The sequence below is a fragment of the Amycolatopsis pittospori genome, assembly GCF_013870525.1.
In the GTDB taxonomy this organism is placed as follows: Bacteria; Actinomycetota; Actinomycetes; order Mycobacteriales; family Pseudonocardiaceae; genus Amycolatopsis; species Amycolatopsis pittospori.
Genome location: NZ_JACBXD010000011.1, coordinates 26779 through 41621 on the forward strand (window position 1 = coordinate 26779; position 14843 = coordinate 41621).

The 14843-nt window shown below is 67.7% G+C and carries 16 protein-coding genes; 8 read left to right on the forward strand and 8 right to left on the reverse strand.

All coding sequences use genetic code 11. The features are described from left to right. The first annotated feature begins 29 nt into the window (after positions 1–29). Genes H5J31_RS08540 through H5J31_RS08565 form a run of 6 tightly spaced genes read left to right on the forward strand, consistent with a single transcriptional unit; the run spans position 30 to position 3624 of the window. On the forward strand, positions 30–299 hold the full coding sequence (locus H5J31_RS08540; RefSeq protein ID WP_126730549.1) for a helix-turn-helix transcriptional regulator: 270 nt from the start codon (positions 30–32) through the stop codon (positions 297–299). Next, entirely contained in the window at positions 296–841 is a 546-nt protein-coding gene (locus H5J31_RS08545; RefSeq protein WP_181771930.1) for a hypothetical protein, read from the forward strand. The genes H5J31_RS08540 and H5J31_RS08545 overlap by 4 nt, the downstream gene beginning before the upstream one ends. After that, on the forward strand, positions 838–1296 hold the full coding sequence (locus tag H5J31_RS08550; RefSeq protein WP_181771931.1) for a hypothetical protein: 459 nt from the start codon (positions 838–840) through the stop codon (positions 1294–1296). Before H5J31_RS08545 ends, H5J31_RS08550 begins: the two co-directional genes overlap by 4 nt. Continuing rightward, the gene (locus tag H5J31_RS08555) at positions 1293–1523 is read left to right on the forward strand and encodes a hypothetical protein (RefSeq protein ID WP_181771932.1); all 231 of its coding nucleotides are present in this window, start codon (positions 1293–1295) and stop codon (positions 1521–1523) included. Before H5J31_RS08550 ends, H5J31_RS08555 begins: the two co-directional genes overlap by 4 nt. After that, entirely contained in the window at positions 1520–2437 is a 918-nt protein-coding gene (locus tag H5J31_RS08560) for an ABC transporter ATP-binding protein (RefSeq protein ID WP_181772032.1), read from the forward strand. Before H5J31_RS08555 ends, H5J31_RS08560 begins: the two co-directional genes overlap by 4 nt. Next, on the forward strand, positions 2434–3624 hold the full coding sequence (locus H5J31_RS08565) for an ABC transporter permease (protein WP_181771933.1): 1191 nt from the start codon (positions 2434–2436) through the stop codon (positions 3622–3624). The genes H5J31_RS08560 and H5J31_RS08565 overlap by 4 nt, the downstream gene beginning before the upstream one ends. A 3-nt stretch (positions 3625–3627) precedes the next feature. On the opposite strand, the gene H5J31_RS08570 is transcribed toward H5J31_RS08565, so the two are convergent. From H5J31_RS08570 to H5J31_RS08585, 4 genes are all read right to left on the reverse strand, one after another. Continuing rightward, positions 3628–4971: a cryptochrome/photolyase family protein gene (locus tag H5J31_RS08570; protein ID WP_181771934.1), complete on the reverse strand. Its 1344-nt coding sequence runs from the start codon at positions 4969–4971 to the stop codon at positions 3628–3630. Positions 4972–5085: 114 nt separating this feature from the next. Then, positions 5086–6402, reverse strand: coding sequence for a citrate synthase (locus H5J31_RS08575; RefSeq protein ID WP_181771935.1), 1317 nt, complete (start codon positions 6400–6402; stop codon positions 5086–5088). 192 nt (positions 6403–6594) lie between these two features. Continuing rightward, complete coding sequence (locus H5J31_RS08580) at positions 6595–7536, reverse strand: carbohydrate kinase family protein (protein ID WP_181771936.1); 942 nt, start codon at positions 7534–7536, stop codon at positions 6595–6597. Positions 7537–7584: 48 nt separating this feature from the next. Continuing rightward, entirely contained in the window at positions 7585–8178 is a 594-nt protein-coding gene (locus H5J31_RS08585; RefSeq protein ID WP_181771937.1) for a TetR/AcrR family transcriptional regulator, read from the reverse strand. A gap of 104 nt (positions 8179–8282) precedes the next feature. On the opposite strand from H5J31_RS08585, the gene H5J31_RS08590 reads away from it, so the two are divergent. Further along, positions 8283–9428, forward strand: a complete 1146-nt coding sequence (locus H5J31_RS08590) for an acyl-CoA dehydrogenase family protein (RefSeq protein WP_181771938.1) — start codon at positions 8283–8285, stop codon at positions 9426–9428. 254 nt (positions 9429–9682) lie between these two features. On the opposite strand, the gene H5J31_RS08595 is transcribed toward H5J31_RS08590, so the two are convergent. The 4 genes from H5J31_RS08595 to H5J31_RS08610 form a co-directional block, all read right to left on the reverse strand. Further along, positions 9683–10306 (reverse strand): hypothetical protein, encoded by a 624-nt coding sequence (locus tag H5J31_RS08595; protein WP_181771939.1) that lies wholly within the window; start codon positions 10304–10306, stop codon positions 9683–9685. A 67-nt stretch (positions 10307–10373) separates the two neighbouring features. Next, positions 10374–11603 carry an amidohydrolase gene (locus H5J31_RS08600; protein WP_181771940.1) on the reverse strand — a complete coding sequence of 410 codons (1230 nt, stop codon included), beginning with the start codon at positions 11601–11603 and terminating at the stop codon, positions 10374–10376. An 11-nt stretch (positions 11604–11614) separates the two neighbouring features. After that, positions 11615–12100 carry a GNAT family N-acetyltransferase gene (locus H5J31_RS08605; protein WP_181771941.1) on the reverse strand — a complete coding sequence of 162 codons (486 nt, stop codon included), beginning with the start codon at positions 12098–12100 and terminating at the stop codon, positions 11615–11617. Continuing rightward, complete coding sequence (locus H5J31_RS08610) at positions 12100–13005, reverse strand: aldose 1-epimerase family protein (protein ID WP_181771942.1); 906 nt, start codon at positions 13003–13005, stop codon at positions 12100–12102. The genes H5J31_RS08605 and H5J31_RS08610 overlap by 1 nt, the downstream gene beginning before the upstream one ends. Before the next feature lie 74 nt (positions 13006–13079). On the opposite strand from H5J31_RS08610, the gene H5J31_RS08615 reads away from it, so the two are divergent. Further along, positions 13080–14588, forward strand: coding sequence for a fatty acyl-CoA synthetase (locus H5J31_RS08615; protein ID WP_181771943.1), 1509 nt, complete (start codon positions 13080–13082; stop codon positions 14586–14588). Positions 14589–14843: the final 255 nt, after the last annotated feature.

The following is a 14843-nucleotide window of genomic DNA, read 5'->3' on the forward strand; positions in this document are numbered from 1 at the left end:
ACCGTTGGGTTTTTGCAACAGTATGTTTCATGAGTCCGGTCAGACGCGGCAAAGAGCTGCCGATCTACAACCGGCTTCCCGTGCTCCGGGCGGAGCGCGGACTGAGCAGGGCCGCCCTCGCGGCGGCGGTCGAGGTCAACCCGCAGACCATCGGTGCGCTCGAACGGGGGGACCACTACCCGAGCCTCGACCTGGCGTTCCGCATCTGCGCGGTGTTCGACCTCCCGGTCGAGGCCGTGTTCAGCCGCGAACCGTTCACGCCACTGTCCACTCAGGTCTACCGGGAGGGGGGAGCATGAACGGGAAACAGGGATGGCTGGCCTCCCGCTGGGAACGACAGCTGGAACGGTTCGAAGAAGTGGAACTCAAACGGGCCCGGAAGCTGCCGACCTGGCGCACGCGACGCCGTCGCCGTCAGCTGGCCGTACTCGTGATCCTCGGGAACTCGATGCTGCTCGTCGGTGCCGCGCTGTTCGTCACGCGGCAGGGGCCGGTCTTCTTCGGGCTCTGGTTCGGCGGCGCCCTGATCACCGGGACCGCCCACTGGTTGCTGCGCATCCTCACCGGCAAGATGAGCGGCGGCTTCTCGCTTCGGCTCGACGAACGCGAACGGGAAATGCGCCACCGGGTCACCTACGTCAGCTACCAGATCCTGGTCGGCCTGATGATGGTCGGGATGGTCTACTCGATCATCATCTCGAATACGGAGGACGCGGGTTTCCGCATCGCCCTGATGCTGACCGCGCTACTGCTCGCCGGGACCACCTCGGCGGCGACGATCCTCGGCTGGACGCTGCCGGACGACGATCCCGAAGACTACGAGGGGGTGAGCCCGGTATGACCGTCACCAGGACCCGCGCCGACCGCCGCCGGTACGCCGTCGCCGCGGTGATCGGCCACCTCGTGGTCATCGCCGGGGCCGCGCTACTGCGCGAGCCGACCCTGTGGTTCGCCGTCGGCCTGATGATCCCCGGGCTGTGCCTGTGCGTCGGCACGGCGGCCGTGCTGCGCCGTTCGGTCGGCAGACCCGGTTCCGCGGCGAAGGACCTCGACGAGCGCGAGCTGCTTCTGCGTAACCGCGCGCACTACGCGGCCTTCCAAGGGATCTGCGTGCTGATGCTGGTGGATCTCGCATACGGGCTCTACGCGGCCGGGCAGCCGGATCCCGGCTCTCTGCTTTCTTCGATGACAGCGGCGTTGTTCGTCCTGGGTACGTCGCTGCCGGCGCTCTGGCTCGCCTGGAAGCTGCCGGACGACGATCCGGAAGACTTCGACGAGGAGGTGGCTCCGGGATGACCGGGGGCAAAAAGCGCTACAAGGTGTCCATCGGGGTGGTCGCCGTCGTGCTGGTGGCGGGTGGGGTGCTCGCCGGCGCGGGACGGGCCGTCCTGGTGTACCGGGCCACCTCGGTGGTCGGCAACGTGAAGCTGGACGGGCTGATCCAGCGCAACCGCACGGTTTCCGGCGTCCATCGGGGAATCACGGCGCTGGTGCGGTATTTCGAGGAGGGGAAGTGGAAATGACCGAGGGGAAACTGGAGATCGATCGGGTCTCCAAGAGCTACGGGCAGAAGAAGGCACTCGACGGCGTCACCTTCGACGTGCGGCCGGGTGAGCTGTACGGGTTCGTCGGGAGCAACGGCGCCGGCAAGACCACCACGATGCGGATCATCCTGGGGGTGCTGGCGGCCGACTCCGGGGAGGTGCGGTTCGGCGGCGCGCCGATCACGCACGAGACCCGCACGCATATCGGGTACATGCCGGAGGAACGCGGCCTGTACCCGAAGATGAAGGTGCTGGAGCAGCTGGTCTACCTCGCCGAACTGCACGGGATGTCCGCCAACGACGCCCACCGCAGCGCGGAGAACTGGATCTCCCGGCTCGGTCTCGCGGAGCGCCGCAAGGACGAGGTCCAGAAACTGAGCCTGGGCAACCAGCAGCGCGTCCAGCTCGCGGCGGCCTTGGTCCACGACCCGAAGGTCCTGGTGCTGGACGAACCGTTCTCCGGCCTCGACCCGCTGGCCGTCGACGTCATGAGCGGCGTGCTGCGCGAGAAGGCCGCGACCGGCGTCCCGGTGGTGTTCTCCAGTCACCAGCTGGATCTGGTCGAGCGGCTGTGCGACCGCGTCGGCATCATCCGGAACGGACAGATGGTCGCTTCCGGCACCGTCGGCGAGCTGACCGCCGGTGCGGGCAACGGTCTCGTCGTCACCGCGCCGAACGCGGCACCCGGCTGGGCGGCGGCCGTCCCCGGCGTGCGGGTGGTCGAGCAGAACGGGCCGACGACGATCCTCGAACTCGAAGCCCACGCCGACGACCAGGCCGTGCTCGCCGCGGCACTGGCGACCGGCCCGGTCACCGAGTTCACCAAGCGCAGGCGTTCGCTGACCGAACTGTTCCGCGACGCCGTCGCCGAGAAGCCTGGAGTTCCCGCATGAACACCGTCTCACCATGGCGCGCGGTCTGGCTCATCGCCAGGCGTGAGCTGAACACGCGCCTGCGCACCCGTTCGTTCGTGATCGGTACCGCTGTCCTGCTGCTCATCCTGATGGGCTACGTCCTGCTGCAGTCGACGCTGATCAGCGCCGAGGACAAGAGCAAGATCGGGCTCACCGGGCAGACCGCCGGGATCGCGCAGCAGCTCAAGACGGCGGGCGCGGAGATCGGCGAGAACATCGAGACCGTCACGATCGCGGATCCGGCCCAAGGCCGGTCCCAGGTCGAAAGCGGCGACCTCGACGCGTTGCTTTCCGGCAACGCCACCGAGTTGAAGGTGCTCGTCAAGTCCGAATTGGACACCAGACTGCGCTCGCTGCTGACCGGCGTCTCACAGCAGGAAGTGCTGAACGGCAAGCTTTCCGAAGCCGTGGAGAACCCGGACCAGGTGCTGCGCGCGGTGGCCGAAACCCAGGTCGAGGTCGACTCGATCAAACCGCCGGATCCGGAGAAGGCCCAGCGGATGGTGATCGGGCTGATCGTCGCCGTGCTGCTGTACATGAGCATCGTGACCTACGGGACGCTGGTGGCCCAAGGCGTCGTCGAGGAGAAGTCCAGCCGCGTCGTCGAGATCCTGCTGTCCACCGTCCGGCCGTGGCATCTGTTGCTGGGCAAGGTGATCGGGCTCGGCCTGGTCGGCCTGACCCAGCTGGTGATCATCGGCGGCGCCGGGTTGATCGTCGCGTCGGCGACCGACGTGCTGACGCTGTCCGGGGTCGCGACGAGCGCGCTGCTGTGGGGCGTCGTCTGGTATCTGCTCGGCTTCCTGTTGTACGCCACCATCTACGGCGCGATGGGTTCGCTGGTCTCCCGCCAGGAGGACACGCAGTCGGTGATCGGCCCGGTCAACATCGTGCTGATCCTCGGGTTCGTGGTCGGCTTCAACCTGCTGGCACAGGCTCCGGACGGCACGGGCACGAAGATCCTCTCGCTGGTGCCGCTGCTTTCCCCGGTGCTGATGCCCGCCCGGATCGCGTCGGGCTCGGCCGAGGTCTGGGAGATCGCGTTGTCACTGGGCCTGACGGCGGGCGCCATCGTCCTGTTCACCTGGCTGGGCGCTCGGATCTACCAGAACAGCGTCCTGCGGGTCGGCAGCCGGATCAAGCTGAGCGAGGCCCTGCGAGGCTGACCGTCATTTGATGGCGCCGTAACGCTCCAGTGCGACCTGGCGTTCGTGGGCGTGATCGACCATCGGCGAGGGATAGCCGCGCACATCCGTCGGTTTGTGCGCGGCTTTCCCTTGCACGGAGCGGAGCTCGGGGACATAGCGCCGGACGTACTCGCCGGAGGGGTCGAACTTCTCACCCTGTGTGGTCGGGTTGAAGATGCGGAAGTACGGCGCTGCGTCGGTGCCACTACCGGCGACCCACTGCCAGTTCAGCTGGTTCGACGCGAGATCGCCGTCGACCAGATGCTTCATGAAATGCCGCGCGCCCAGCCACCACGGCAGGTGCAGATCCTTCACCAGGAAGCTCGCCACGATCATCCGGACGCGGTTGTGCATCCAGCCTTCGGCGAGCAACTGCCGCATCCCGGCGTCGACGATCGGGAACCCGGTGCGGCCCTCGCACCACCGCTCGAAGGCCTCGTCGTCGGTCTCGTGCTCCATCTTGTCGAAGCGGGAATCGTAGTTCTTCCGCGCGGTTTCGGGGCGGTGCCACAGCACGTCGGCGTGGAACTCGCGCCACGCGAACTCGCCGCGCAACGACTTCGCGCCCACTCCCTCGTTCCCGGCGATGTCGGCCAGCAACGTGCGCGGGTGCACGCAACCCCAGCGCAGATACGGTGAAAGCCTTGTCGTACCGGGACGATCCGGGCGATCACGATCCTCGTCGTAGGTCTCGATCCCGTCGTCGAGAAACTCGCGCCAGCGTTCCAGCGCCGCCTCCTCGCCGGGCTCCGGCAACTCCATTCCCTTGAGAGAAGGGGATTTCGGGAGCTTCACCGATCGCGGCGGCTCAACCCAGTCCACTATGGACTTCCCGGTGTCCGCAGGCCGAGGCCAGCCGTGCCGCGCCCAAGCGCGATAGAACGGGGTGAAGACGCGATACGGGTCGCCGTCCGGTTTGGTGATCCGGCCGGGCGTGATGGCATACGAGGAACCCGTCTCGACCCACGCGATGTCGTGCTCCGCCAACGCTTTCGCGACCTCGGCGTCACGGCGGCGGCCGTACGGCCCGGTGTCCGCGCTGACGTGCACCGCGGCGGCACCGATCTTCCGGGCGGCCTTGACGACCTCCTCGACCGGGTCGCCCTTGACCAGCATCAGGCGTCCGCCGAGCTGGTCGTCCAGCGCCTTCAGGCAACCGTGCAGGAACGCGACGCGCGGCGCGCCCGACGGCTTCAGGAGCGCGTCGTCGAGGACGTACAGCGCCAGGACGTGCTTGCTGTGCTTCGACGCCTCCAGCAGGGCGGCGTGGTCACCCAGCCGGAGGTCACGGCGGAACCACAGCACTACGGGGGCTTCTCGGGTCACTCCGGAAACCCTAAGGGCGCACTCCGGTCCTCGCACGCCCGGATGCCATGAACGGCTCGTTACTTGCAAAATTTGCAAGTAACGAGCCGTTCATAGCGCTTACGAGAGGCGGGGTCAGCGCTCCGAGATCGGCGCGTAGTCCCGCTCGGCGGAGCCGGTGTAGATCTGCCGCGGGCGGCCGATCTTGGTGGCCGGGTCCTGGATCATCTCGCGCCAGTGCGCGATCCAGCCCGGCAGACGGCCGAGCGCGAACAGCACGGTGAAGTACTTGGTCGGGAAGCCGAGCGCCCGGTAGATGAGACCGGTGTAGAAGTCGACGTTCGGGTACAGCTTCCGCTCGATGAAGTAGTCGTCCGAGAGCGCGGTCTCTTCCAGCTTCTTCGCGATGTCGAGCAGCTGGTCGCCGCCCTTGAGCTTCGAGAGGATGTCGTCCGCGGTGTTCTTGATGATCTTCGCGCGCGGGTCGTAGTTCTTGTAGACCCGGTGCCCGAAGCCCATCAGGCGGACACCCTTTTCCTTGTTCTTCACGCGGGTGACGAAGTTCGCGACGTCGCCGCCCTCGGCCTGGATGCCCTCGAGCATGTCCAGCACCGCGCTGTTGGCGCCACCGTGCAGCGGGCCGAAGAGCGCGTTGATACCGGCCGAGATGGAGGCGAACAGGTTCGCCTCGGAGGAACCGACCAGGCGCACGGTCGAGGTCGAGCAGTTCTGCTCGTGGTCGGCGTGCAGGATGAACAGCAGGTCGAGCGCCTTGGCGACGTCCGGGTCGACCTCGTAGGGCTCGGCCGGGAAGCCGAAGGTCATCCGGAGGAAGTTCTCGACCAGGCCGAGCGAGTTGTCCGGGTACAGCAGCGGCTGGCCGACGGACTTCTTGTAGGCGTACGCGGCCAGGGTCGGGACCTTGGCCAGCAGGCGGATGGTGGACAGCTCCACGTTCGGCTCGTCGAACGGGTTGAGCGAGTCCTGGTAGAAGGTCGACAGCGCCGATACCGCGCTGGACAGCACCGGCATCGGGTGCGCGTCGCGCGGGAAGCCGCTGAAGAAGGCCTTGAGGTCTTCGTGCAGCAGGGTGTGGCGCTGGATCTTCTCGGTGAACTCCGACAGCTGCGTCTCGGTCGGCAGCTCGCCGTAGATGAGCAGGTAGGAGACCTCGATGAAGGTCGACTTCTCGGCCAGCTGCTCGATCGGGTACCCGCGGTAGCGCAGGATGCCGGCGTCACCGTCGATGTAGGTGATGGCCGAGGACGCGGCGCCGGTGTTCACGAACCCGGGGTCGTGGGTGATGTACCCGGTCGTCGCCAGCAGCTTCCCCAGCTCGATCCCAGGCGCACCCTCGACCGGGTGGATCACCTTGAACTCGTGCTCGCCATTGGGCAGGCGCAGCGTCGCGGTTTCGCCGGACTGCCCCGCAGCCGTCGTCGCGTCGGACATGTAAGTCCCTCTCACGTTCAGCACGGGCCGGCGGCGCCTGTAGGTTCCACAGGTACGCCCTCTTTCACGCGCGTGACCCACGGCCTCGCTGCACACCGCCCCGCTGGGGTATGAATTCCCCACCACGCTAGTCGAGAAGGGGGTCAACGCGCAGCGGGTGAGTTGCTCACAACAGCCCCTTTGGGACCAGGTTCACACGGCGGATGCCATATCTTCGGCCGTCGGCGGTTCCGCCCCACTCCGCGAGACGGTGATCGACGCCGCTTTCGCCGCGAATTCGAGCGCCGAACGCCAGCCATCGGCGTCGAGAGTGGACAAGTCGCGCACCTGATTCGAGTACAGCCACGCGAGCAAAGCGCCTTGCACGGTGTCACCCGCACCGATCGTGTCGACGACGGCGACTCGGCGTGACGGGACCTGGGCGATTTCCCCCGCCTGTGTGATGACGGACAACCCCTGTGCGCCTCGCGTGAGCACCACGGCATCGACCCCGTTAGAGGTCCAGACCTTTGCGGCGTCGACCGGATCGGCGCCCTCGGCGAGCCATTCCGTGTCATCGTCGGAGATCTTGAGCAGCCGGATATGCGGCAGCCAGGACTCGAACCGAGCCCGGTACGCCGCCGGGTCGGTGATCAACGCCTCACGGATGTTCGGGTCGAGGACGGTCAGGACGCCTCGCGCGGATTCACGGCGCAACACGGTTTCGTACGTGCTCGCACCCGGTTCCAGGACCATGCCGAGGGTGCCGAGCGAGAGCGCCGTCACAGCGTCCGGCAGCGGACCGGGATCGGCGACGAGCCTGTCCGCGGTGCCCTCGGTGTAGAAGGTGTACCGCGCGGAACCCTTTTCGTCGAGCGCGACCACGGCCAGCGTCGTCGGCTCGTTTCCCCGCTGCAGCAAGGCCGTGTCGACTCCGGAGGCGTGCAGCCGGTCCACCAGCGCGACACCGAAACGGTCTTCGGAGACACGCGAGAAGAAGCCCGTCGGGACGCCGAGCCGCCCGGCTGCGAGCGCGACGTTGTAGGGACCACCACCCATTCGGGGCAGCAGGGCGCGCAGCCCACCGTCCACAGTGGAATCCAATGGTTCACCGGGAACGAGGTCGACCAGCGCCTCTCCACCTACGACGATCACGGGCGCGATGCTAGCCGAGGGGGTCGTTCCACCACCAGAATTGTCATTTCAAGACATTTTCGGCGCGAGGCCTCCGAGGAGAAGCTCCGAAAGCGCGGTGAAGGCTTCGGCGTCGGTCACCCCGGTGCGCTGGCCGACCACACCGGTCTGGATTCCCTCGATGATCAATCCCGCCATTTCCGCGATCAGCCGCGCGTGCACCTCGCGAAAGACACCGTCGGTGACACCGTGATCGATGAACGACCGGATCCGGGCGGCCGCCGCCCGGCTGTTGAGCTGATACGCGTCGCGCGCCGGCGCGAATTCGGCGATGTCGGTCATGAACGCGGCCGAGGCGCGATTCAGGTATTCGGAGATGCCGGCGAGGTACTCGCCGAGGATCTTGCGGGCGTCGTCGATCCCGGCGATCCGCTCCTCCAGCAGTTCGGCCGCGCCCTTGAAGAAGTGGGTGACGACCTTGACCGCGAGTTGCTCCTTGCTGGGCGCGAGCGCGTAGAGCGTCGACTTCGAGCAGCGCAGCCTGGCGGCGAGGTCGTCCAGCGTGAACTGCGAAAACCCTTCGGCGAGGAAGAGCGCTTCGAGTTCCGAGAGCAACGCGCGTTGCCGCGCTGTCGGCTGACGACGGGTCCTGCTCTCGGTCATCGGATCACTATCCCTTACGCGGACGGTGTACCCCCAGACAGTCTTACTGTACTCTCAATGAGCCCACAGTACTGTTTTGAGTACAGCTCAGCTCGGAGGAGTCCATGCCGGCCGAACGTCTGCTGCCCACCACCGAGGCCCAGGACCTGATCGACCTGGCCAAGGAGATCGCGCGTGAGGAACTCTCGCCGATCGCGAGCAAGTACGAAGAGACCGCGCAGTTCCCGCGTGAGCAGTTCCGGCTGCTCGGGCAGGCCGGGCTGCTCGGCCTGCCGTACGCCGAGCGGTGGGGTGGCGGCGAACTGCCGTACGAGGTCTACCTGCAGGTCCTCGAAGAGATCGCGGCCGCGTGGATGTCGGTCGGCGTCGGCCTTTCGGTGCACACGATGTCCTGCTTCGCCCTGGCGCACTACGGCACCGACACGCAACGGGACCGCTGGCTGCCCGGGATGCTGGAGGGCGACCTGCTGGGCGCGTACGCGCTTTCGGAAACCCACGCCGGCTCCGACGCCGCGGCCCTTTCGACCCGCGCGCGGCTCGACGGCGACCAGTACGTCGTGAACGGCACGAAGGCCTGGATCACCCACGCGGGTGAAGCCGACTTCTACACGACCATGGTGCGCACCAGCGACGACGGCGGACACGGCATCTCGTGCCTGCTCGTCGACGGCGCGACGCCGGGCCTCCTGGCCGCGCCGCCCGAGCGGAAAATGGGCCTCACCGGTTCGACCACCGCCCAGCTGATGTTCGAGAACGCCGCCGTCGACACCGACCGGCGGATCGGCGAAGAGGGCCAGGGCCTCAAGATCGCGCTGTCGTCCCTCAGCTCCGGGCGGCTCGGCATCGCCGCTTGCGCCGTCGGACTCGCGCAGGCCGCGCTGGACGAAGCACTCGAATACGCGAAGGGCCGTACGCAGTTCGGGCGGCCGATCATCGAGTTCCAGGGCCTGGAGTTCCTGCTGGCCGACATGGCCGCGACCGTCGAATCGTCGCGCGCGATGTACCTCGACGCCGCCCGCCGCCGCGACCGCGGCCTGCCGTTCCAGCGGCAGGCGTCCATCGCGAAGCTCGTCGCGACCGACGGGGCGATGAAGGTGACCACCGACGCCGTACAGGTCCTCGGCGGCGCGGGTTACACGAAGGACTTCCCGGTGGAGCGGTACATGCGGGAGGCGAAGGTGCCGCAGATCTTCGAAGGCACGAACCAGATCCAGCGCATGGTGATCGCGCGGGAACTACGGAAGTCCTGACTCTCCGCGCTGACACGATCACGGGCGGTCACCTGCAGTCGGTCGCGGAGCACGCGGCGCCCGGTGAGCCCGATCCCGGATTCACCGAGCTCGTGGAACGCCGTCCTGTCATGTCGCCGAGTCCCGAGAGGAGAACAACGAGGCGCTCTACGCCTTGTCCTGATCGCGCTCACCGGATGATGCGAAAGCCACTTTCGCAACGTCCAAGGTTGCGAAAGTGGCTTTCACGTCATCCGGGCCGAACCGGCCGGGGCTCAGTGCCCTTGCGGGCCGAACTGTTGCTGTTGCTGCGGCGGCGGACCGAACTGCTGCGGCGCAGACCCACCCTGCGGCGGCTGCTGCGGCCACCCGCCCTGCTGCGGATACGGCTGCTGCGGCGGTCCGGCCTGCCACTGAGGCTGAAGCTGCGGCTGTGACTGCGGCTGCGGCTGCGGCTGAAGCTGCGGCTGAGATTGCGGCTGCGGCTGTTGCGGCGGGAACTGCTGAACGTACTGCTGCGGATTCCCTTGCTGCGGCGGGAAACCCGGCTGCTGCGCGAACGGCGGCCGCATGTCCTGCCCGGCCGCGGCGACGGCAGTCGCCTTGCGCCGTTTCCCGCGGATCAGCATCGTCGCGCCCAAACCGGTCAGCGCGACCCCGACCCCGGCCATCCAGATGCCGTGATCACGGAACGTCGCGGCTCGCGATTCGGCGGCCGCCTTCATCTCGGCGTAGGTGTCCTCGCCGGTGGTGCGGCCGTTCTTCGTGGTCTCACAGACGTCACCGGGCGACATGATCTTGCCGCCACATTTGATCAGATTCGGATCCTCGGTCGAGAACAGCAAGGTGACGAGCAGGAAACCGGCACCGACGACCAGAACGAAAACCCAGCGCTTCATGTGTTACACACCCTCCCCATGTGTAACACATGAGAGCACAGGTCACCGGTCCGTGGCAAGAGCCGGATCAGGCTTCGCGGTACCGGCGTTCCTCGGTGACGCCGACCCCGGCCTCCTCGTCGAAGTGGTAGACCTCGCGGCCTCGCACGAACACCCGCATCGCGCGGTTCATCACGTCCAGCGGGTCACCCGACCAGAGGACGACGTCGGCGTCGAGACCCGGCTTCAGCGAGCCGACCTGGTCGTCGAGGTTCAGCATCGCGGCCGGATTCACGGTCAGCGCCTTCAGCGCGGTCTCCGGGTCCAGGCCGTCCTTGACCGACAGTGCCGCCTGGTAGACCAGGAAGTTGATCGGCACGACGGGGTGGTCCGTGGTGATCGCGATCCGCACGCCCGCCCTGGCGAGGATGCCGGGAGCGCGCAGGGTGCGGTTGCGCAGTTCCACTTTGGACTTGGTGGTGAACAGCGGGCCGAGGATCACCGGCACGTCCCGCTCGGCGAGCAGGTCCGCGATCAGATGCCCTTCGGTGCCGTGGTTGATCACCAGGTTGTAGCCGAACTCGTCCGCCAGGCGGATCGCCGTGACCATGTCGTCGGCGCGGTGGACGTGCTGGTCCCAGAAAAGCTTGCCGTCGAGGACCTTCGCCAGCGTCTCCTTGGTCAGGTTGACCTCGAACGGTTTGCCCTCGCCGGCGGCGTGGTCGCGCTGGGCGGCGTAGTTGCGCGCGGCGGTGAACGCCTCGCGGATGATCGACGCGACGCCGAGCCTGGTCGACGGCGTCTGCTTCTTGTCCCCGTAGACCCGCTTCGGGTTCTCGCCGAGCGCGCTCTTCACGCTGACCTCTTCGGCGAAGATCATGTCGAGCACGGTCCGGCCCCAGGTCTTGACGCCGATCGTCTGCCCGCCGATGGGGTTCCCGGAGCCGGGTTTGATGACGACGCTGGTGACGCCGCCCGCGAGCGCGTCGTCGAAACCGGGCTCGTACGGGTCGATCCCGTCGATCGCCCGGAATCGCGCGCCGTTCGGGTCGGTCATCTCGTTGGTGTCGTTACCCGACCAGCCTTCACCGTCCTCGTGGACGCCGAGGTGGGCGTGCGCGTCGATGAACCCGGGCAGCACCCAGGTGCCCGCGGCGTCGATCAGCTCGGCGTCGTCGGGGACGTCGACGTCGGCGTCGGTGCCGACCGCGACGATCTTCCCGTTCTCGATGAGGACCGTGCCGCCGTCGATCGGCTCACCGTCCACAGGGACGACGTACCCACCGACGATGGCCTTGACCAGTGCTTTGTTCGACATACTTTGACACGCTAACGAACTGGGTCCTCCGGGCGCACGCGGGGCTTTTCAAAGTGGACCACCTGGTAGTGCAATTCGGGTGTCCGGCGCGTTTCGACGTAGCCGAGCTTCGGATACATCCGCAGCGGCCCGAAGCTCCGCTCGCCGGTGAACAGACGGAACACCGTCACCGACGGCGGCATCGCCGCTTCGGCGGCGAGCAGCAGCGAACCGCCGAGCCCGTGCCCCTGCCTGTCCGGCGCGACGACGAGCCTGCCGACGAGCCCGGCGTCACCGTCCACGACGATCCGGACACTCGCCACCAGCCGCCCGGCTTCCCTGATGCCCCAAGCGAAACACGCGGGGTCACCCAGCGCGCCCTTCGCCTGTTCCAGGGTTTCCAGCAGCGGCGGCAGTTCGAGCGTGCCGTGGGCCTGCGCCTCGGTCACGTACGCCGCCCGCTGCAACGTGAGCATCTCCCCCGCGTCCGCGGGCCCCAGCCGGAGCAGCGACGTCATCAGCGCACCCGGATTCCCCAGCTCCCGGTCCACGAGGTGGCGGGGTCGAGTTCGATCAGGTCGGTGCCGGTGTTGAGCGCGTCGGCGGGGCAGGTCATCGGCTCGATCGCCACCGCCCGGCCGCGGCCGACCAGATCCCCGGGCGTGAAGACCTGCGCCCAGTGGAAGTCCGGCCCGGCCCAGACCAGCAGTTGCTTGTCCCCGTGGGAGAGGACGTGGTGGTGGTTGCCGTCCTCGGCGACGCTCAGCCCGCCGAACGCGGTGTCGAGGTCGACGCCCTCCAGCACCTTGCCGGACCGGAAGTCGTACTCGGTGCCCTCGACGTCCTGCTCGTCGGCGTACGGCATCTGCTCGTCGCCCAGGTACGGCCGGACGCGGCTCGCGGGCAGCGTCAGGGTCAGCTCGTCGGTCGGCACGTCGCCGATGCGGAAGTACGGATGCGTTCCGAGCCCGACGCCGATCGGGCTCTCACCCTCGTTGCGGATCTCGTGCGTCACGACCAGCTCGCGCGGCGCGATCTCGTAGGTGATCGTCGCACGCAGCGGCACCGGCCAGCCCTCCTGCGCCGGGACGTCGATGGCCAGCGTGATCGACGACTCCGCGTGCTCCAGCAGCTCCCACTCCTCGTGCCGGGTCAGGCCGTGGATGGCGTTGCCGCGCGCCTCTTCGGTGATCGCGAGCTGCTGCTTCTCACCCCGGTGGACCCATTGGCCGCCCTTGGTGCGGTTCGGCCAGGGCAGGAGGACCTGCCCCGCGCCCTTCGGCGGCTTCTCGTCTTCGGCGAAAGCCTCGACGTACGGCACCCCGCCGACCTCGAACGCGCGCAACCCGGCACCGATCTCGGTGACGACGGCGCGCGCGTTGCCGCGGGTGATCTCGAACTGCTCTCCGGTGGGATTGGCCATGCGGACGAGGTTACCGGCGGCCGCCGGGAAAGTACGGTGGGAATACCACCGCCCGGACGAAGGAGACCGCCGCGATGACCGTTCCCGGCTACCCCAGCACCGTCGGCCGCGTCCTGGAGCGCAGCGCGCGGCGTGTCCCGGACAGGGTCGCGCTCACCTTCGCCGATCGCGTGTGGACATACGCCGAGCTGGACCGCGCGGCCGGCCGGGTCGCGGCGAAGCTGCTTGAGCGGGGACTCGTCCACGGCGACCGCGTCGCGGCCTTCGGCAAGAACTCCGACGCGTACCTGTTGCTGTACCTGGGTTGTGCGCGAGCCGGGCTGGTGCACGTGCCGGTGAACTTCAACGCGCGGGGCGAAGAGCTCGCTTATCTGCTCACGCAGTCCGAGCCCGCGGTCGCTTTCGTCGACCCCGCCCTGGCCGGCCACGTGACGGCCGAGCATGTGCCCACTGTGGACGTCCTCGACTGGGCGCTCGACGAAACCATTACCCCGCACGAGGAATCCGGTGTCGCCGACGACGACCTCGTGCAGCTGCTCTACACCTCCGGGACGACCTCGCGGCCGAAAGGCGCGATGCTCACCCACCGCGCGCTGGTGCACGAGTACTCGTCCTGCATCGCCGCGCTCGACCTGAGCGACCGTGACGTGCCGTTGCACGCGCTGCCGCTGTACCACTCCGCGCAGATGCACGTGTTCCTCATGCCCGGCCTCGCCGTCGGCGCGACGAACCACCTCGTCGAAGGACCCGACCTCGGCGACATCCTCACGCGGATCCCGCGCCAGGGCGTCACTTCGCTGTTCTTCCCACCGACGGTCTGGGTGGGGCTGGCGAACCACCCCGGCCTCGCGGAAGCGGATCTGAGCAGCCTCACCAAGGCGTACTACGGCGCGTCGATCATGCCCGTACCGGTGCTGAACAAGCTGCGCGCCCGGCTACCGGGCGTCGGGTTCTACAACTGCTTCGGGCAGTCGGAGATCGGTCCACTCGCGACGGTCCTGCGCCCCGAAGAACACGACGCGCGGCCGGATTCCGTCGGCCGCCCGGTGCTGTTCGTCGAGACCCGGGTGGTGGACGCGGCGATGAACGACCTCCCGCCGGGCGAGCTCGGCGAGGTCGTGTACCGCTCTCCGCAACTGTGCACCGGCTATTGGGGCAAGCCCGAGGAATCGGTGGAGGCGTTCGAGGGCGGCTGGTTCCACTCCGGTGACCTGGTGCGCCAGGACGACGAGGGTTACCTGTTCGTCGTCGACCGGATCAAGGACGTCGTCAACACCGGCGGCGTGCTCGTGGCTTCGCGCGAAGTGGAGGACGCGCTGTACGCGCATCCCGCCGTCGCCGAGGTCGCCGTCGTCGGCCTGCCGCACGAACGCTGGATCGAGGCGATCGCCGCGGTGGTCGTGGTGAAGGAGCCCGTCGAGGAAGGGACTCTGATCGAGTTCGCCAAGGGCTCGCTCGCGGCGCACAAGGTGCCGAAGTCGGTGCATTTCGTCGACGAATTGCCGAAGAACGCTTCGGGGAAGCTGCTGAAGCGTGAGTTGCGGCAGCGGCTCGGCGGACCGGGGTCGGCCATCGGCGTCTAGGGCTCGGCGGCAGCAGCGGACTCGTCGCCGGACCCGAATATCCACAAAGGACATCGGATAGGGCGTCGTACTTGTTCTCCGGGTAGTGAAGTAAGGCGTGACTCGCGTGCTTGAGCACGTGACTCGCGTGCCTGGATGCCGCACTCGGGTGTACGGAGTCCAGGCACGCGAGATCCGCCTCCAAGCACACGAGATCCGGGTCTGAGCACACGAGTGCGGTGTTGCGTCACCCCCTGCCGCCAAACGAACGAGGTT

Coding starts and splice junctions, on each gene's coding strand:
- H5J31_RS08540 (WP_126730549.1), top strand. CDS start 30: ATGAGTCCGGTCAGACGCGGCAAAGAGCTGCCGATCTACAACCGGCTT.
- H5J31_RS08595 (WP_181771939.1), bottom strand. CDS start 10,306: ATGAAGCGCTGGGTTTTCGTTCTGGTCGTCGGTGCCGGTTTCCTGCTC.
- H5J31_RS08565 (WP_181771933.1), top strand. CDS start 2,434: ATGAACACCGTCTCACCATGGCGCGCGGTCTGGCTCATCGCCAGGCGT.
- H5J31_RS08590 (WP_181771938.1), top strand. CDS start 8,283: ATGCCGGCCGAACGTCTGCTGCCCACCACCGAGGCCCAGGACCTGATC.
- H5J31_RS08560 (WP_181772032.1), top strand. CDS start 1,520: ATGACCGAGGGGAAACTGGAGATCGATCGGGTCTCCAAGAGCTACGGG.
- H5J31_RS08550 (WP_181771931.1), top strand. CDS start 838: ATGACCGTCACCAGGACCCGCGCCGACCGCCGCCGGTACGCCGTCGCC.
- H5J31_RS08555 (WP_181771932.1), top strand. CDS start 1,293: ATGACCGGGGGCAAAAAGCGCTACAAGGTGTCCATCGGGGTGGTCGCC.
- H5J31_RS08615 (WP_181771943.1), top strand. CDS start 13,080: ATGACCGTTCCCGGCTACCCCAGCACCGTCGGCCGCGTCCTGGAGCGC.
- H5J31_RS08610 (WP_181771942.1), bottom strand. CDS start 13,005: ATGGCCAATCCCACCGGAGAGCAGTTCGAGATCACCCGCGGCAACGCG.
- H5J31_RS08605 (WP_181771941.1), bottom strand. CDS start 12,100: ATGACGTCGCTGCTCCGGCTGGGGCCCGCGGACGCGGGGGAGATGCTC.
- H5J31_RS08545 (WP_181771930.1), top strand. CDS start 296: ATGAACGGGAAACAGGGATGGCTGGCCTCCCGCTGGGAACGACAGCTG.
- H5J31_RS08600 (WP_181771940.1), bottom strand. CDS start 11,603: ATGTCGAACAAAGCACTGGTCAAGGCCATCGTCGGTGGGTACGTCGTC.
- H5J31_RS08585 (WP_181771937.1), bottom strand. CDS start 8,178: ATGACCGAGAGCAGGACCCGTCGTCAGCCGACAGCGCGGCAACGCGCG.
- H5J31_RS08575 (WP_181771935.1), bottom strand. CDS start 6,402: ATGTCCGACGCGACGACGGCTGCGGGGCAGTCCGGCGAAACCGCGACG.